The organism is Deinococcus yavapaiensis KR-236, assembly GCF_003217515.1.
In the GTDB taxonomy this organism is placed as follows: Bacteria; Deinococcota; Deinococci; order Deinococcales; family Deinococcaceae; genus Deinococcus_A; species Deinococcus_A yavapaiensis.
The window spans coordinates 188,832-204,300 of record NZ_QJSX01000004.1; the positions used below are offsets into that span (position 1 = coordinate 188,832).

Annotated in this window: 12 protein-coding genes and 1 riboswitch; of the genes, 7 read left to right on the forward strand and 5 right to left on the reverse strand. The window is 65.6% G+C overall.

Translation table 11 applies throughout. The annotated features are described in order from the left end of the window. Positions 1 to 37 precede the first annotated feature (37 nt). The gene (gene uvrC / locus DES52_RS06675; RefSeq protein WP_110886015.1) at positions 38 to 1,885 is read left to right on the forward strand and encodes an excinuclease ABC subunit UvrC; all 1,848 of its coding nucleotides are present in this window, start codon (positions 38 to 40) and stop codon (positions 1,883 to 1,885) included. Between the two features lie 3 nt (positions 1,886 to 1,888). On the opposite strand, the gene miaA is transcribed toward uvrC, so the two are convergent. After that, on the reverse strand, positions 1,889 to 2,788 hold the full coding sequence (gene miaA / locus DES52_RS06680) for a tRNA (adenosine(37)-N6)-dimethylallyltransferase MiaA (protein ID WP_110886016.1): 900 nt from the start codon (positions 2,786 to 2,788) through the stop codon (positions 1,889 to 1,891). Between the two features lie 36 nt (positions 2,789 to 2,824). Between miaA and DES52_RS06685 the strand changes: the two genes are divergently transcribed. Further along, positions 2,825 to 3,208: an Hsp20/alpha crystallin family protein gene (locus tag DES52_RS06685; RefSeq protein WP_110886149.1), complete on the forward strand. Its 384-nt coding sequence runs from the start codon at positions 2,825 to 2,827 to the stop codon at positions 3,206 to 3,208. 50 nt (positions 3,209 to 3,258) lie between these two features. Here the strand turns inward: DES52_RS06685 and DES52_RS06690 are convergent, their stop codons facing one another. After that, complete coding sequence (locus DES52_RS06690) at positions 3,259 to 6,168, reverse strand: (Fe-S)-binding protein (RefSeq protein WP_110886017.1); 2,910 nt, start codon at positions 6,166 to 6,168, stop codon at positions 3,259 to 3,261. 287 nt (positions 6,169 to 6,455) lie between these two features. On the opposite strand from DES52_RS06690, the gene DES52_RS06695 reads away from it, so the two are divergent. The 5 genes from DES52_RS06695 (at position 6,456) to DES52_RS06715 (ending at position 11,382) form a co-directional block, all read left to right on the forward strand. Then, positions 6,456 to 7,427 carry a phosphotransferase enzyme family protein gene (locus DES52_RS06695; protein WP_170130928.1) on the forward strand — a complete coding sequence of 324 codons (972 nt, stop codon included), beginning with the start codon at positions 6,456 to 6,458 and terminating at the stop codon, positions 7,425 to 7,427. 173 nt (positions 7,428 to 7,600) lie between these two features. After that, positions 7,601 to 7,685: riboswitch (ZMP/ZTP riboswitch) on the forward strand. A gap of 42 nt (positions 7,686 to 7,727) precedes the next feature. Further along, positions 7,728 to 9,227: a bifunctional phosphoribosylaminoimidazolecarboxamide formyltransferase/IMP cyclohydrolase gene (gene purH, locus DES52_RS06700; RefSeq protein ID WP_110886019.1), complete on the forward strand. Its 1,500-nt coding sequence runs from the start codon at positions 7,728 to 7,730 to the stop codon at positions 9,225 to 9,227. A gap of 8 nt (positions 9,228 to 9,235) precedes the next feature. Continuing rightward, entirely contained in the window at positions 9,236 to 10,102 is an 867-nt protein-coding gene (locus tag DES52_RS06705; RefSeq protein ID WP_110886020.1) for a bifunctional 5,10-methylenetetrahydrofolate dehydrogenase/5,10-methenyltetrahydrofolate cyclohydrolase, read from the forward strand. A gap of 79 nt (positions 10,103 to 10,181) precedes the next feature. After that, positions 10,182 to 10,724: an RNA polymerase sigma factor gene (locus DES52_RS06710; RefSeq protein WP_110886021.1), complete on the forward strand. Its 543-nt coding sequence runs from the start codon at positions 10,182 to 10,184 to the stop codon at positions 10,722 to 10,724. Beyond that, a complete protein-coding gene (locus DES52_RS06715; RefSeq protein ID WP_146237207.1) occupies positions 10,714 to 11,382 on the forward strand; it encodes an anti-sigma factor in 669 nt (222 codons plus the stop codon). Before DES52_RS06710 ends, DES52_RS06715 begins: the two co-directional genes overlap by 11 nt. Before the next feature lie 102 nt (positions 11,383 to 11,484). On the opposite strand, the gene DES52_RS06720 is transcribed toward DES52_RS06715, so the two are convergent. From DES52_RS06720 to DES52_RS23410, 3 genes are all read right to left on the reverse strand, one after another. Next, positions 11,485 to 12,915 carry a molybdopterin-dependent oxidoreductase gene (locus tag DES52_RS06720; RefSeq protein ID WP_110886023.1) on the reverse strand — a complete coding sequence of 477 codons (1,431 nt, stop codon included), beginning with the start codon at positions 12,913 to 12,915 and terminating at the stop codon, positions 11,485 to 11,487. 120 nt (positions 12,916 to 13,035) lie between these two features. Beyond that, the gene (locus DES52_RS06725) at positions 13,036 to 13,743 is read right to left on the reverse strand and encodes a DUF4397 domain-containing protein (RefSeq protein ID WP_110886024.1); all 708 of its coding nucleotides are present in this window, start codon (positions 13,741 to 13,743) and stop codon (positions 13,036 to 13,038) included. A gap of 91 nt (positions 13,744 to 13,834) precedes the next feature. Further along, the gene (locus tag DES52_RS23410) at positions 13,835 to 15,466 is read right to left on the reverse strand and encodes an HD-GYP domain-containing protein (RefSeq protein WP_110886025.1); all 1,632 of its coding nucleotides are present in this window, start codon (positions 15,464 to 15,466) and stop codon (positions 13,835 to 13,837) included. Between the last annotated feature and the right edge of the window lie 3 nt (positions 15,467 to 15,469).

The window sequence follows — 15,469 nt, forward strand, 5'->3', positions numbered from 1 at the left end:
ACAGTACTTCGCTCGGCGTCGCTTTAGACTGTATTCAATGCTTTTCGACGATCTGCCCGTTCTCCCGGCCGTGAGCGGGGTGTACATCTTCCGCAGTCCGAGCGGCGTTCCCATTTACATCGGCAAGGCCAAGAATTTGCGCAACCGCGTGCAGCAGCACTTTAAGGCGGGCGGCAAGAGCGGCAAGTTCACGCGCGAAGCGGGAAGCTTGGAATTCATCACGACGCGCGGCGAAGTCGAGGCCCTCATTCTCGAGGCGAACCTCATCAAGCAGCACCGTCCCTTCTACAACGTCCTCCTCAAGGACGACAAGCACTACCCGTTTCTCAAGATCACCAACGAGGACTACCCGATGCTGCTGATCACCCGCAAGGTGATCGACGACGGCGCGACGTACTACGGTCCCTACCCGGACGGCGCGGCGGTGCGGCGCGTGAAGAACCTCGTGGACACGATGTTTCCGTTGCGCAAGAACTCCGGGCAACCGTTGCAGCGCAAGCCCCGCCCTTGCTTGAATTACCACATGGGCCGCTGCCTCGGGCCGTGCATCGGCGCGGCCGACAAAGTGCACTACGACGCGGTCGTGGACGACGTGAAGGCGCTGCTCGACGGACGCGCGGCGGGCGTCGTCACGAAGTTGCGCGAAAACATGATCGACGCCGCGAAGAAGCAGGATTTCGAGCAGGCGGGCCGCCTTCGCGACCGACTGCAAGCCGTGGAGAAGCTGTTCGGCTCGGAGCAGTTCGCGATCACGGCCAGCCTCGACGACCTCGATTTCCTCGGCTTCGCTTCGGCGGGCGAGTACGCAATGGTGCAGCTCTTCCGCCTTCGCGGCGGACGCGTCGTCGGACGCGACAAGCGCTTCTTGTCCGGCGCGGCGGACTCCACGCCGTCCGAGATCATCGGGGCCTTCGTCGGCGATTACTACGCGGTCGCGACGCACGTTCCGCCGCTCATCCTAATTCCCGACGAGTTCGAGGACGCGGAGTTGTGGAGCGAGATCCTCTCGGAGAAGGCGGAGCGCAAAGTCGAGCTTCGCATGCCTCAGCGCGGCGACAAGGTGGACTTGCTGGAGATGGCGCAGCGCAACGCACACAACAGCCTCGAATCGGAACTGCTCAGCTTGGAAAAGCGCGGCGACCATCCCGGCTTGGAAGCCCTCAAGGAAGTCCTCGCGCTTCCCGAGCGTCCTTGGCGCATCGAAGGGTACGACAACTCGAACCTTTTCGGCACGAACATCGTCTCGGGCATGGTCGTCTTCGAAGGTGGGCGGGCGAGGCGAGGTGAGCACCGCCGCTTCAAGGTGACGGGCCTCGATCATCCCGACGACTATCACGCGATGCGGCAGACGATCTATCGCCGCTTCACCGGAAGCCTCTCGGACAAGTTGCCGTTGCCCGACCTCATCCTGATCGACGGGGGGCGCGGCCAACTCAACGCGGCGCTCGACGCGATGAAGGACGCGGGAGTGAAGATTCCCGTGGTGTCGCTCGCCAAGCGCGAGGAGCGCATCATCTTGCCTTCCGTGTACGGCGCTCAATGGTGGCTGGAAAGCGGCACGGACGTCGGGCGAGACCGCGAACTCCTCTTGCCCGAGACGCACCCGGCCTTGCGCACCCTCATCGGCGTGCGCGACGAGGTGCACCAGTACGCCATCACGTACCACCGGAAGTTGCGCGGCGAAAGCATGCTCAAAAGCGTCTTCGACGACTTGCCCGGCATCGGCAAGAAACGCCAGGACGCCTTGTTGGAGCACTTCACCAGCCTCGAGGATCTCGGCGCGGCGAGCGTCGAGCAGATCGCGCGCGTGCCGGGCATGAACCTCGCGGCGGCGAAGGCCGTCAAGGACTTCCTCGCGCAACGAACGGGCGTGGAAGCGAGCTGAGCGTCAAATGTTCAGCAATCTCGACAAGTGTTCCTCGGCCTCCTCGGCGCGTCCGAGCAGATCCGCTTTCAGCTGAGTGCGAATCCACGTGAGTTGCCGCTTCGCGTAAGACTTCGTGGCGACGACGACCGCTTCACGAGCCTCGTTCAGCGTCGTCTCTCCCGTCAGGAACGCCCACACCTCCTTGTAGCCGATCGCCTGCAACGCCGTCGGGCGGCGACCGTGCGCCTCCAGCGTGGCCACGACGCGCCGCACCTCATCCACCAAGCTCAAGGCGAACATGGCGTCCACCCGAGCTTCGATTCGTTCGTGAAGCTCGGGAAGCGGCGGTGAGAACGCCACGACGTCGTACTCGAACCGAGGCGAGGTGTTGCGAAATTCGGACGGCCAACGACCGGTGCGCCGAAAGACTTCCAACGTCCGAATCATGCGCCGAGGGTTGCGCTCCAAGCGTTCGAGTTCGCTCGGTCGAACCGCCGCGATCTCGGCGAGCAAAGCGTCGAGACCGCGGTCGTTCAATTCGCGCTCGATCTCGGCTTGAATCGCGGGATCGGCGTGCGGTGTGGTCGGCAGGCCCTTGAGCAGCGCCGAGAGGTAGAAGCCCGTGCCTCCGACGACGAGGGGAACGCGGCCGCGCGCGAGGACGTCGGAGATGGCGGCTTCCGCGTCACGAACGAACCGCGTGACGTCGTAGTCCTCCCAAGCGTCGCGAATGTCGATCAAGTGGTGAGGCACGAGGCCTCGTTCCGACCGCGTCGGTTTGGCGGTCCCGACGTCCATCCCTCGGTACACCAAGAAGGCGTCGGCCGACACGACCTCCAGTTCGTAGCGCACGCCGAGACGCAAGGCGAGTGCCGTCTTCCCCGCTGCCGTGGGAGCCGTGAGAATCGGGAGCTTTCGCACGTGCCAAAGTCTAATGTCACGGAGTAGGCTATGGAAATGAACGAGCTCGCCCACAGCCGCATCAACTCGCTGATGCAACTTCGCCAGGAAGTCGAGACGCTTTCGAGCGGCACGACCTGGATGCCCGCCGCCGATTGGATCGAAACGAACACCGAACTCGTCCTCGTCATGGACGTTCCCGGCGTCACGGCCGAAGCGATCGAGCTCGTGCAGGAGGACGGTCACGTCACCATTCGCGGTTCTCGTCCAGATCCGGAGGAGGAAGGCATCGCCTTGCAGACCGAGCGTCCACGCGGCGGCTTCTCGCGCACCCTGACCCTTCCCGTCGAAATCACGCCGGGAAGCGGTCAGGCGAAAATTCAGGCGGGCGTTCTCGTCGTGCGCTTCGAAAAGCGCCACAAGATCATCGATCAAGGCTGAAGGTACGCAACAAGGGGAGGGCCCGCGAGCCCTCCCCTTGTTCGTGCGCGTCACTTCTTCTTGGGTTCCCACTTCTTGCGCTGTGGCGTGTCGGACGGAGTGTCGGGCGTGGGAGCGACGGTAGTGACGGGCGGAACGGAAGTGGCTTCGACGGAGGTCGGTTCCACGGCCGCTTCCTGAGCCGCAGCGACCCCCTTCGGCGACCACTTCTTACGGGCCGAGGTCGGCTCGGCGGACGGCGATTCGTTGATCGGCGTCGCTTCGATCGGTGCTTCGATTACCGCTTCCGAAGCGGCCGTCTTGGGCGCCCACTTCTTGCGGGCCGAGGCGGGCTCGGCGGACGACGGTCCACCGATCGGCGTCGCTTCGACCGGTGCTTCGACGGCCGCTTCCGAGGTGGCCGTTTTGGGCGCCCATTTTTTGCGAGGAGTTTCCAGCGGCGGCGCGGCTTCGGCGAGCGTCGGCTCGGCAGCGGGCGCCGCTTGGGATTTCGGCGTCCACTTCTTACGCTCCGGCTCGGCGGGCGTCGGCGTTTCGGCGAGGGGCGTGGTTCCCTCGGCGGAGGCGTTCTTCGGCGCCCACTTCTTGCGAGCGGGTTCTGACGTGGGCTCGACCGGGAAAACTTCGGTGAGGTCGCTCGCCGGGACCGGGGTGGTGGAAACGTCGTCCGCCGCCTTCGACTTCGGTGACCACTTCTTGCGTTCGCCCGGTCGCTCGCCCGCCGAGTGCGCCGCTTCGACTTCGGCGGTCGTCGTGCCTGGAAAGGGCTCGGCGCTCGCGAGCATCGGGGGCTCGTCGCGCATGGGTTCGGGCTGAAGGTTCTCGGGCGGCGTCGTCGAGATGAGGGGCGGGGTGACGGCCTCGGGTTCGGGCGCAATGGGCGAGACGTCGTCGGTGAGGCGTCCGCCGGACCGACGCGTGACGCTTTCGAGCAGAAGCTCGGCGACGTCCTTCACGACGACGTCGCTGTCGCCCTTGGCGGGCGTGGAGTTCAGCATCGACTTGCAAAAAGGGCAGCCCACCGCGACGACCTTGCCTTCCTTGGCGGTGTCGAGGCGACGCTGGATTTCCTTGAAGCGGTTGTCGGAGATGCGCTCGTGGCCTTCTTCCTCTTCCTTCCAGAATTGCGCTCCGCCCGCGCCGCAGCAGAACGACGCTTCGCGCGAGCGTTCCATCTCCAAGATCTCGAGGCCCATCGAGCGGATGACGTCACGCGGCGCGTCGTACACGCCGTTGTGCCGACCGAGGTAGCACGGGTCGTGGTACGTGACGGCCTCGTCGAGGGTAGCCGTGGCGAGCTTGCCCTGCGAGACGAGCATCTCCAGGTACTGCGTGTGGTGCATCGTGCGGTAGTCGCCGCCGATCTGCTTGTACTCGTTGCCGATCATGTTCATGCAGTGCGGGCACGTCGCCACGATGAGCTTCGGACGCACGGCATCGAGGGTCTCGACGTTCTGCTCGGCGAGTTGCAGGTACAGGTACTCGTTGCCCGCGCGGCGGGCCGAGTCGCCCGTGCACGCTTCCTTCTTTCCGAGCACCGCGTAGTTCACGCCCGCCTTGTCGAGCAGTTGCACGAACGCGCGCGACACTTTCTGGGCGCCCGGGTCGTACGACGCGGCGCACCCCACCCAGTACAAGACGTCGGGCTCGGGGTTCTCGTCGATGGTGGGTACGCGCAGGCCTTCGGCCCACTCCATGCGCTTGTCGTGAGAGATGCCCCAGGGATTCTTCGCGCGTTCCATGCCGCGAAAAGCGCTTTGCAGTTGCGGCGGGAACTCGCCCTCGACCATCACCTGCTGACGGCGAATGTCGATGATGTCGAGCATCTGCTCGTCTTGCACGGGACAGACGTGCATGCACGCTCCGCACGTCGTGCAGGCCCACACGGCCTCCGGTGAAATCGCGAATTCCAGCAGAGGACGTGAGCTCGCCTCGCCCGACTCGAACGCGGCAGGTTTCAGAGTGAACGGCGACGGGTGCGACGCGATCACGTTGAGTTCCATGCGCTTGTTGATTTCGAGCGCGGCGGGGCTGAGGGCCTTGCCGGTACCGCTCGCGGGGCACACGTCTTGGCAACGGTTGCACTGGATGCAGGCGTAGGCGTCGAGGAGACGCGGCCAGGCGAGGTCTTCCATGTTCTTCGCGCCCATGTCGGGGTTCTCGGCTTCGAGATCGACTTTCATGGGCGGCAGTTCGCCCGTGACGGGATTGCGGCGGAAGAAGTAGTTGACGGGCGCGGCGAAGATGTGGATGTGCTTCGTGTACGGGAAGTACGCGAGGAACGCGAGGACGGACGCGAGGGCGCCCCAGTAGCCGAACAGGCGCCACCCTTCGGCGTTCTGCTCGGCGAACAAGCCGGAAAGCGCCGTGGAGAACGGTTGGAACGGGTCGCCGCCGACTTCGGCCATCTTCGCGCCGTTGCCGACGAGTCGGCTTCCGACGTGGAAGAGAATGAACGCGGAGACGATGGCGGAGTCGCGGTTGATGTAGCGCCGCTTGACGTTTTCGTGCAGCAGCGTCTTCTCGTTGAAGCGGAAGTCACGCCGCTGAGGCGCGAGGTAGCGGCGAATCACGAAGGCGATCACGCCGACGAGCACGAGGACGCTCAGGAGATCGGCGAGGATGTTGTAGGCCGCGCCGAGGACGTTCGTGCTCGGGATGTTGAACTCGACGAAGCCTTCGAGTCCGTCCACGACGTTCACGAGCAGGTAGAAGACGAAGCCGTAGAAGATGAAGGCGTGGAAGACGCTGAGGAACTTGCGTTTGCGGAAGGTTCGCTCCTGTGTCAGCGTCGTCTTGAGGGCGTACCACAGGCGCTTCGGGACGGCGTCGAAGCGCGCCTCTTGGTCGGGGCGGCCGCGACGGATTCTGAGGTAGAGGCGGTAAAAGCCCCACAAGCCGAACGTGCCCGCCACGACGGCGAACACGAAAAAGGCGATTTTGTGCTCCAAAGGCAGCAAGCAGATTCCTCCGAGGGGAAATTAGACTGAGTCCAAGTATAGCCGTCGAACGTCCGTTAGGACAGTGTACGCGGTGAGCGAAGACGTGCGAAAAGAAGGGAGGCACACGACGCCGCCCCGACCGAAACGATGAAGCTGGACTCAAGCCACGACCGAGCGGGGAAACGTCGAGCGCATGATCACGAGGACATCAGCATCGACGTTCGAGCGAGGACGGCAGACCGACCGCGCGCCTCCGCCATATGGACGACTCGAACGGCGTGCGTGGACTGCTACGCTGCCTCGACATGGAACCGCACATCGTCGCTCTCCTCTCGCCGACCGTCCTCACCGACGTCGCCGCCCGCTACGCCACCGATCCCGCCGCGTTGACGCGCCTCGGGTCCTTCGAGAGCGTCGTGTACGCGACCGAGGACCGCGTCTTTCGCTTCACGCACTCGTCGCACCGCACGGCCCGCCAAGTGAACGCCGAACTCGAATGGCTCGCGTTCCTCGCCGAACATGGACTCTCGGTCGCCAAGCCCTTGCCGTCCGCCTCCCATCGCATCTTGGAGGAGGTCCCGGTCGCCGACGGATCGTTCATCGTGGCGACCTTCGAGCATGCCGGAGGCGTGCGCATCACCGCCGAGACCCTCACGGACGACATTTTGGTGTCCTGGGGACGATTTCTGGGCAAACTGCACGTCTTGAGCGCCTCGTACCGCCCGCGCGATCCCGAAGGCCGCCCGACGTGGTACGGCGACGAGTACGTCGCCGTTCGAGCAGGCACGCCCGCTTCGATCGAGCCTTCGATCCTCGAGACGCTCGATACGACCGTCGCCGCCTTGCGCGCCGTCCCGACGACTTCCGAGAACTTCGGGCTGGTGCACAACGATCCGCACAACGGAAACTTTCATTGGGAGAACGGCCGCTTGACCTTCTTCGACTTCGACGACAGCTGTTACAACTTCTACGTCAACGACCTCGCGATGGCCCTTTACTACGGCATGTGGATGGCCGGGGACGACAAGGTGTCGTTCGGGCACCGCTTCCTGACGCGCCTGCTCGAAGGATACCGCTCGGAGCGGACGATCGGACCCGACGAGTTACGCCTCATCCCCGACCTCATGCGCATTCGTGACTGCTCGCTGTACGTGTACATTCAGCGAAAGCTCGGCCCCGAGCCCGAAGATGACGGACTTCGCGCCATCTTGACGGGAGTGCGCGAAGCGCTGCTCGCCGGTCGTTCCCCGGTGGACCTCGACTTCGAATCGTACTGAGTGACGCGGGGACGATCGTCGAGGCGGAGGCGTCGACGATCGTCCCCGCCCACCCATTCGAGTTCACGACGCAGAGAACGCGGCCTCGCCGTCGAAGGACCCGAAGAACGTCCAAGTACAGGCACGTGGCGAACGAGCAACGCCCCACGGGGGTAAACCTGCTATACTTCCTGCCGAATCGCGGTGACTGGCGATGAAGGTGGGTGACCACCGGGAAGCCGCGAAACTCGAGCATGGCCGCTCGCCTGGGCCGAAGACGAAACGTCGTTTCGTCTTCGCATTTTCTTGCCAGGAGCGAACATGCGAGCATTGCTGTCGGTGAGCGACAAGACGGGAATCGTGGACTTCGCGCGTGCATTGGTCGGGCGCGGCTACGAAATCATCTCGACGGGCGGAACTCTGAACGCCCTCGTAGAAGCGGACGTTCCGGCGATCGCCGTGAGCGACGTGACGAGCTTCCCCGAGATTCTGGGCGGACGCGTCAAGACGTTGCATCCGAACATTCATGGCGGCATCCTCGCGCGGCGCGACGAGGAACACCTCGCCGAGCTCGCCGCGCACGGCATCACGGCGATCGACCTCGTGTGCGTCAACCTCTATCCTTTCCGCGAGACGATCGCGAAGGGTGTCGACCTCGCCGAGGCGCTCGAGAACATCGACATCGGAGGTCCCGCGATGCTGCGCGCCGCCGCCAAGAACTTTCCCGGCGTGATCGTGCTCGTGGACCCCGCCGACTACAATCTCGCGCTGGGGGGCGACTTGAACTCGCACGAGCGCCAGCGCCTCGCGGCGAAGGCCTACGCGCACACGAGCTCGTACGACGCGGCGATCACGACGTACCTTTCGGAAGTCACAAGCGACTTGCCGACCCGCGCGGCGCTCGAGCTTTCCCAAGTGGCCGAGTTGCGCTACGGCGAAAATCCGCATCAGCCCGCGGCCTTGTACCGACTCGGCAGCGAGCGCGGACCCGTTCTCGACGCGGTCGTGCTCGCCGGAAAGCCGATGAGCTTCAACAACTACGCCGACGCCGACGCGGCGTGGGCGCTCGTTCGTGAATTCGAAGGGCCCGCGTGCGTCGCCGTGAAGCACGCCAACCCTTGCGGCGTGGCGATCGCGCACGACGTCAAGACCGCTTGGGAGCGGGCGCGAGACGCGGACACCCTCAGCGTGTTCGGCGGCGTCGTGGCCGTGAACGCGAAGGTCGACTTGGAAGCGGCCCAAGCCATGCGCGGCACCTTCCTCGAAGTGCTCATCGCGCCCGAGGTGAGCGAGGAGGCGCTCGCGTGGTTCCAGGCGAAGAAGCCCGACTTGCGCGTCCTCGTGGCGGGCGAAGCGAAGTCGGGCCGCTTCGACTACCGACCGCTCGTCGGCGGATTCCTCGTGCAAGAGCGCGATTCGCGCGTGTGGGACGACCTCTGCCCCGAAGTCGTCACGGAGCTTCAGCCGACCGATCAGGCGTGGTTGGATCTCGCGTTCGCGTGGCGCGTCGGGAAGCACGCGCGCAGCAACTGCGTCGTCCTCGCGCGTGACGGCGTCACCGTCGGCGTCGGGGCGGGCGCGGTCAGCCGCATCTGGGCGGCCGAGCGGGCGGTCATGAACGCGGGCGAGCGCGCCGAGGGCTCCGTCCTCGCGTCGGAAGCGTTCTTCCCCTTCGACGACGTCGTGCGCCTCGCGGCGTCGGCAGGCGTCTCGGCGATCGTGCAGCCGGGCGGCGCGAAGCGAGACGAGGAAGTCATCGCCGCGTGTGACGAGCTCGGCGTCGCGATGATCTTCACGGGCTCGCGGCACTTCAAGCACTGAGGACTTTGATGACGAGCGCTCAGCAACTCCAAACGCGGCTTCTACAAGGAGCGCCGCTCGCGGCGGACGTGACGCGCGGCACGAAGGCGCGCCTCGCGCCGTTCGCGCACCTCTGTCCCGTGTTGGCCGTCGTGATGGCGTCGAACGATTCGGCGACGCGAGTGTACGTCGACCGCAAGGCGGCGCGCGCGCGCAAGCTCGGCATCGAGCTTCGCGTCGTCGACCTCGGTCAAAACGTCGATCAAGCGCACCTCGAAGCGCACCTGCTCGCCTTGTCGCGCGCGCCCGACGTGCACGGCATCGTCCTCGAACTGCCGCTCGCGTGTCACCTCGACGCGGACCGCGCCCTCGCGTGCATCACGCCGAGCAAGGACGTCGAGGGACTCTCCCCCGCCAACCTCGCGCTCATCGCCGCGGGCCGAGAACGGGAGGCGATTTTGCCGCCCACCCCGACGTCGTGCGTCACGCTCTTGTCGCACGGTCTCGACCTCGACGGAGCGCACGTCGCCGTGATCGGACCGGGACGGACGGTGGGGCGTCCGCTCGTTTGGATGCTCAACAATCGGGGCGCGACCGTCACGGTCGTGAACCACCGCACGAAGCACCTCGGGAACGCGGTGGAGCGGTGCGACGCGGTCGTCGTGGCGGTCGGGCAGGCTTGCCTGCTCGAAGCGCGACACCTCAAGGCTCACCACGTCGTGGTGGACGCGGGAATCAACGTCGTCGCGAACGTTGTCGTGGGAGACTGCGCGTCCGACGTCGCCGACGCGGTGAGGGCGATCACGCCCGTGCCGGGCGGCGTCGGTCCTCTCACGAGCGCCTTGATGCTCGCGAACTTCGCCCGCGCGTTGGAGTTGCAAGCACCTTCGACTTGAGCCGACCTTCGTTCTCCATCCGAAGTCGCACGAGTCGCGTATACCAAAGAAAGGCCGACTCGTGCGGCCCAGGAGTCACATGGATGACACGGACGAACGATTGATAGAGCGCATGGCGATGCGAGACGAAGGAGCCCTCGAAGAGCTTCATCGTCGCTACGCCTCCTACTTCATGGCGCTCGCGTGGCGCGTGCTACACGACGCGGATTTGGCGCGAGAGTGCGTTCAGGACGCTTTCCTCAGCGCTTGGAACGCCGCGCCGCGCTTCGACCCTTCTCGGGCGAGCGGCAAGACGTGGCTCGTGACGATCGCGCATCGCCGCGCGCTCACGGCCTACCGCGACCGCCCTCAGGCGGGCCTTCCCATCGAGGAGTGGGACGCGCCCACGAACTCGCCGAATCTCGACGAGCAGTACGTCGTGAAGCGCGCCGTGGATACACTGGACACCGAGGAACGCCGCCTCGTCGAGCTCGCCTTCTACCAAGGCTACTCGCACTCGGAACTCGCCGTGCTCACGGGCAAGCCGCTCGGCACGGTGAAGTCCAAACTTCGCGGCGCCCTCGCACACCTTCGGACTTATTTCAAAGACGAACCCGGAAAGGAGGTGTCTCGTGGTGATTGACCCTGATACCCTCGTGTCCTACGTGATCGGCACCCTCTCCCCCGACGAGGAGCGGCAAGTCGAAGCGTGGCTGCGCGATCATCCGGAAGAAGAGCGCCGCCTGCTCGAAGAACAAGAGGCGCTCGCGAGCATGGCGCTGCAACTGCCGCCCGCTCCCGTCACGCCGCCGTCGTTTCAAGACGTCCTCTCGCACGTCAAGGCGAAAGAACCCGTTCCGTTCACTCCCAAGCCGAATCGAAGCCGCCTCGTGCCCGCCCTCGCGTTCGCGGCGGTCGTCGCGGGTCTGCTCGTGATCGGCGTGCCGCTGACGCCTCCTTACCAGGAGTGGCGCGTTCAGCAGAACATCGCGCGGTACGCGAACTTGCCGGGCGCCGTCTCGCGTCCCCTGATGAGCGCGAAAGGCGAGTCGATGGGCATGCTCGTGCGCCTCGCCAACGGCCAAGTCTTCGCCTCTCTCAAGAAACGTCCCGCTGACGGACGTGTCTATCAAGCTTGGGAAATCAAGGGCGGCGTCCCGGCGTCTCTGGGCGTGTTCGGCGACCGTTCCTTCCTGAGCGCCGCCACCGTCGCCGAGGGCAGCACGTTCGGCGTGACCCTCGAGCAGCCGGGCGGCAGCGATCGTCCGACGAGCGCGCCGGTCGCCGTGACGACGCTGTAAGTCCTCGCGCGCGAAGAGCCCCCTCACCCGAAACGGGTGAGGGGGCTCTTCGTGGCTGAATCGGAGTTGTTCGAGGCGTCCTCGCGGGGGGCGAGGACCCGCTCAGCTCGCCGTCACGATAAAGCGGTGGTAGCCGGTCGCGCCTTCGGGGAGGGCGTCGGCTTCGGCGCTCTTTTGAACTTCGTCGCCCGACCAGGCGCGCACGGCGAGTTGGTACGAGCCGCGTTTCGGCGTCCAGTCGAGGCTCCACAAGGTCCAGGCGTGCTGAGAGCGCTTGGGTTCCAGGCGCGCGGCGCGCCACGTTCGGCCGCCGTCGACGCTGACTTCGACCTTCGTGATCTCTTTTTTCCCGGCGAAGGCGATGCCGTGCAGCGTCGTGGACTCGTCGGCTTTCACGATGGGATTGAGCTCCGCTGGAACGTCGATGCGGCTCGTGAGTTCGACGACGGCGGTCTTGCTCCAACCTCGCTGCACCCAGTAGCCCGCCTCGTCGGTGTCGGACAGGCGAATCGCGGTGATCCACCGCGGCTGCTTCATGCCGTAACGCCCGGGAATCAGGACGCGCAGCGGAAAGCCGTGCTTTTGCGTCAAGGGCTCGCCGTTGAGTTCGTACACGAGCAGAACGTCCTCCTCGAAGGCCTGACCGAGCGGCAGCGACTCGATGTAGCCGTCGGCGGCTTCCCAGATGACGTACTTCGCGCCCTTCTGCACGCCGACGCGCCGCAGAAAGTCCGACACGGGAACGCCGCGCCAGATTCCGTTGCTGATAAGCGGCCCTCCGAGCGGGTTGGAGATGCAAGACAAGGTCAGTTCCAGCGTCTTGGCGGGCATCTCTTGGAGGTCGGCGAGGGTAAAGGTGCGCTCTTCGCTCACGAGGCCGCCCACCTTCAGCCTCCAGTTTTCTTCCTTCAGCTTCGGATCGAAGGCTTCGAGGTTCTTGGAGACGTAATAGAACTGCGAGACGGGAGTGACGCCGAACGGCAAGGGCTGACCGGGCACGACGCGAGCGGCCTGCGCGACGCCGTTCACCTGACGAAAGAAGTTCAGCAAACCGCCGCCGACGAGCAGGGCCGACCCGCCTCCGAGGAGGGCGAGGGTCGTGCGGCGGCTCGGCTCGACGGGAAGTGGGGCCGCACTTTGCGCGCGCGGCGCGAAGACACGGTCGAGCAGGACGCGGAGCAGGAAGAACGAGACTCCGTACACGAGGGCGTCGAGGGGCGGCGCGAAGGTCAGCAGGAGCGCCCCGAGGATGACCGCGCCCAGCCAAGGACGCAGCAGGCCGAGCAGAGTCGAACCGCCCAGCCAAAGCAGGCTGACGGAGAGAAACGCGAGGATCTTCGCGTCTTGGCCGATCCCGAGGATCGAGTGGATGAACTGAAAGACGCGCGGAACGCCGAGCGCTTGCGTGACGCGGTTGAAAAGTTCCTGAGGCGCGAAGCCCACGAGGTTCGCGCGCCATAGCGCGTACCCTAGGACGCTCAGGAGGGCGGCCGTCGTCCACGCGATGAGAAGCTTGCCTCGCAGCTGGTTCATGCCTCGTCCTTTCGTCAATTCAAGTATGCAGGTCTTGGATCAAAGGAGAAAGGAGCGATCCTCGCTCGCTCCCCTCCTGTCTTGGAACACTCTCCGGGTGGGCCGGAGTTCAAGCGCGCGTTACTTCGCGGACATGGAGTCGGCGACGACCTTGTCCTCGGTGGGAATGAGCGTGAAGGCCATGTCGCCCGTTCCGCCGACGACGCCGACGGCGAACACGGAGTAGCTCTTACCACCCGCGATGTTGATGCCGCTGATGTTCTTCACGACTTGCATCCCGCCCGCCGGAACGACATTCGCGTTGACGCCCATGGGGTTGACGTACGCCGTCTTCACGTTGCTGTACGCGAGGTTGCTCACGACCTTGGCGTTGTTGTAGTCCACGGCGAGCACGTCCACGTTGGGAGCGCCCGGCGACAGGTGGTACACGTTGAGGCGCGCCTTGGCCTTGTTGGTGTTGAGGCTCGTCGTCGTGAAGACCTTCAAGCCGATGTTGGAAAGCTTGCCGAGCGCGGCGACGGTGTAGTACGTTCCGGCGCGCAAGGTCACGTTCGTTTCGAGGACCTTCTTGCTCTTGTCGCCCGCGACGGTCACGACGACGTTGTGGCGGCCCGCCTTCACGTTGCCGTACGTCGTGACGGCCTTGAAGGCGGCGCCCGCGACGGTGCGCGTTCCGTCCACGTAGACGTCCACGGCAGGTGCGTCGGGCGAGGCGTGCACGACGCGCACGAACGACGTGTCCATGTTCATGCCCGTCATGGGCGTGGTGCCTTGCGCGGCGGCGAGCGTGACGGTGAGGGCGAGGGCGGACAGGATGATGTTCTTCATGGTTTTTCCTACCTTTCACTCTGTTGTTCGCAGCCTGGAAAGGATCGGATGTCGGCGTGCCCGACACTGAAGGTTGCGTGAAGATCCACGCTCAGTCTTCGAGGGTGCGCACGAGGTTCAAGAAGGCGCGGACGACGCGCGCGTCGAATTGACGGCCCGCTTCGCGCTCGATTTCCGCCATGGCGGCTTCGTGCGTCCACGCCCGCTTGTAAGGACGCGCGCTGCGCAGCGCGTCGTACACGTCCACGACGGCGAACAGACGCGCGAGCAGCGGAATCGCCTCGCCGACCAGCCCGTCCGGGTAGCCCGCGCCGTCCCAGCGCTCGTGGTGGAAGCGCACGACTTGACGTGCCTGCTCGGGCAGCGTCGGAATGCCACGCGCGAGGGCGTCTCCGATTGTCGTGTGCGCTTGCATGAGGCGACGCTCGTGCTCTTCGAACACGCCGGGTTTGAGCAACACGCCGTCAGGCAGACCTAATTTGCCGATGTCGTGCAAGTACGCGCCTTGACGCAACGCTTCGAGTTCGCCGCTCGGCAAGCCGAAGGCCCGCCCGAGTTGCTCGGCCCAACGCACGACGCGCTCGGTGTGCCCGCGCGTCTCGAAGTCGCGCACTTCGAGGGCGCGCCCCAAGGCGAGCAAGGCGCCCTCTCGGGTTTCCTTGACGGCGCGCGTCTCCAACGCGCGTTCCAAGGCGGTCGCGCCCGCCGACGCGAACGCCTCGGCAAGGCGCACCTCGGCGGTCGTGAACGGCGCGTCGAGTCGACCGACGGCGAGCACGCCGAGCAATTCCCCCGACGCGGCCAGGAGGGGCGCGTACAACGTCGCGAGCGACTCGACGGGCGTGAGGACGAACGCGCGCGGATCTCGCAAGGCGTCTTGAAAGCAGGTCACGGACCGAGCCTCGACCGCCGTCCAAGACAAGCCTTCACCGCGCCGCAGCAAGAGGCCCGACTCGGGCGCGTGCTGTCCTGACGAAGCCGTCGTGACGAGCGTGTCGCGGACGGGATCGTAGCGCAACAACGTCGCGTACCGCGTGCCGAGCAGGACGACCGTCTGCTGAACGAGGATCTCCTCGACTTCCCCCGGCGCTCGGGCGGGCCGCAAGGCGACGTTCAACGCGGAAAGCATTTCCAACTCGCGGTTGCGCGCCGCTTCTCGCGCGCGGTGCTCGGCGGCGGTCAGCAGAAAACCGACGTGCTCGGCGATTTCGCTCGCCGTCTGCTCCTGCTCCCCCGTGAAGGCATTCTCGTCGAAGTGGTTTTCGAGGTGCAGCACGGCGGTGATTCGGGCGTCCACCTCGACGGGAACGGTGAGGGACGCTCGGACGTGCGGAGTTCCGGGCGGCATTTCGTCTTCGCCCGCGATCAACAAGGTTTCGGCCGAGTGGGCGTCGTGGCCGCGGCACACCAGAGGAGCCCGTGGCCGACCTTCGGGTCGTCCTGATCGCGCGTCGAACCAGCGCAAGAACGCCTTGGCGTCGACACGTCGGTCGATGAGCACCGCCGAAGCGCCCGACGTGACGCGCACACGAAAGGTGCCCCGCTCGCGCACGAACAACGCGGCGGCGTCGTGGCCGTCGATGAGCGCCGCCGCCAAGTCCATCAAGGTTCGGTAGTCGTCGTCGGACGGTCCGTCGATGCGTGAAAGCAACGAGCGCGCCGACTGAAACGTGCGCCGCAAAAGCGTCCGGTCCGAAGGCGCCTCCGCGTCGGGCAGGGTCACCGC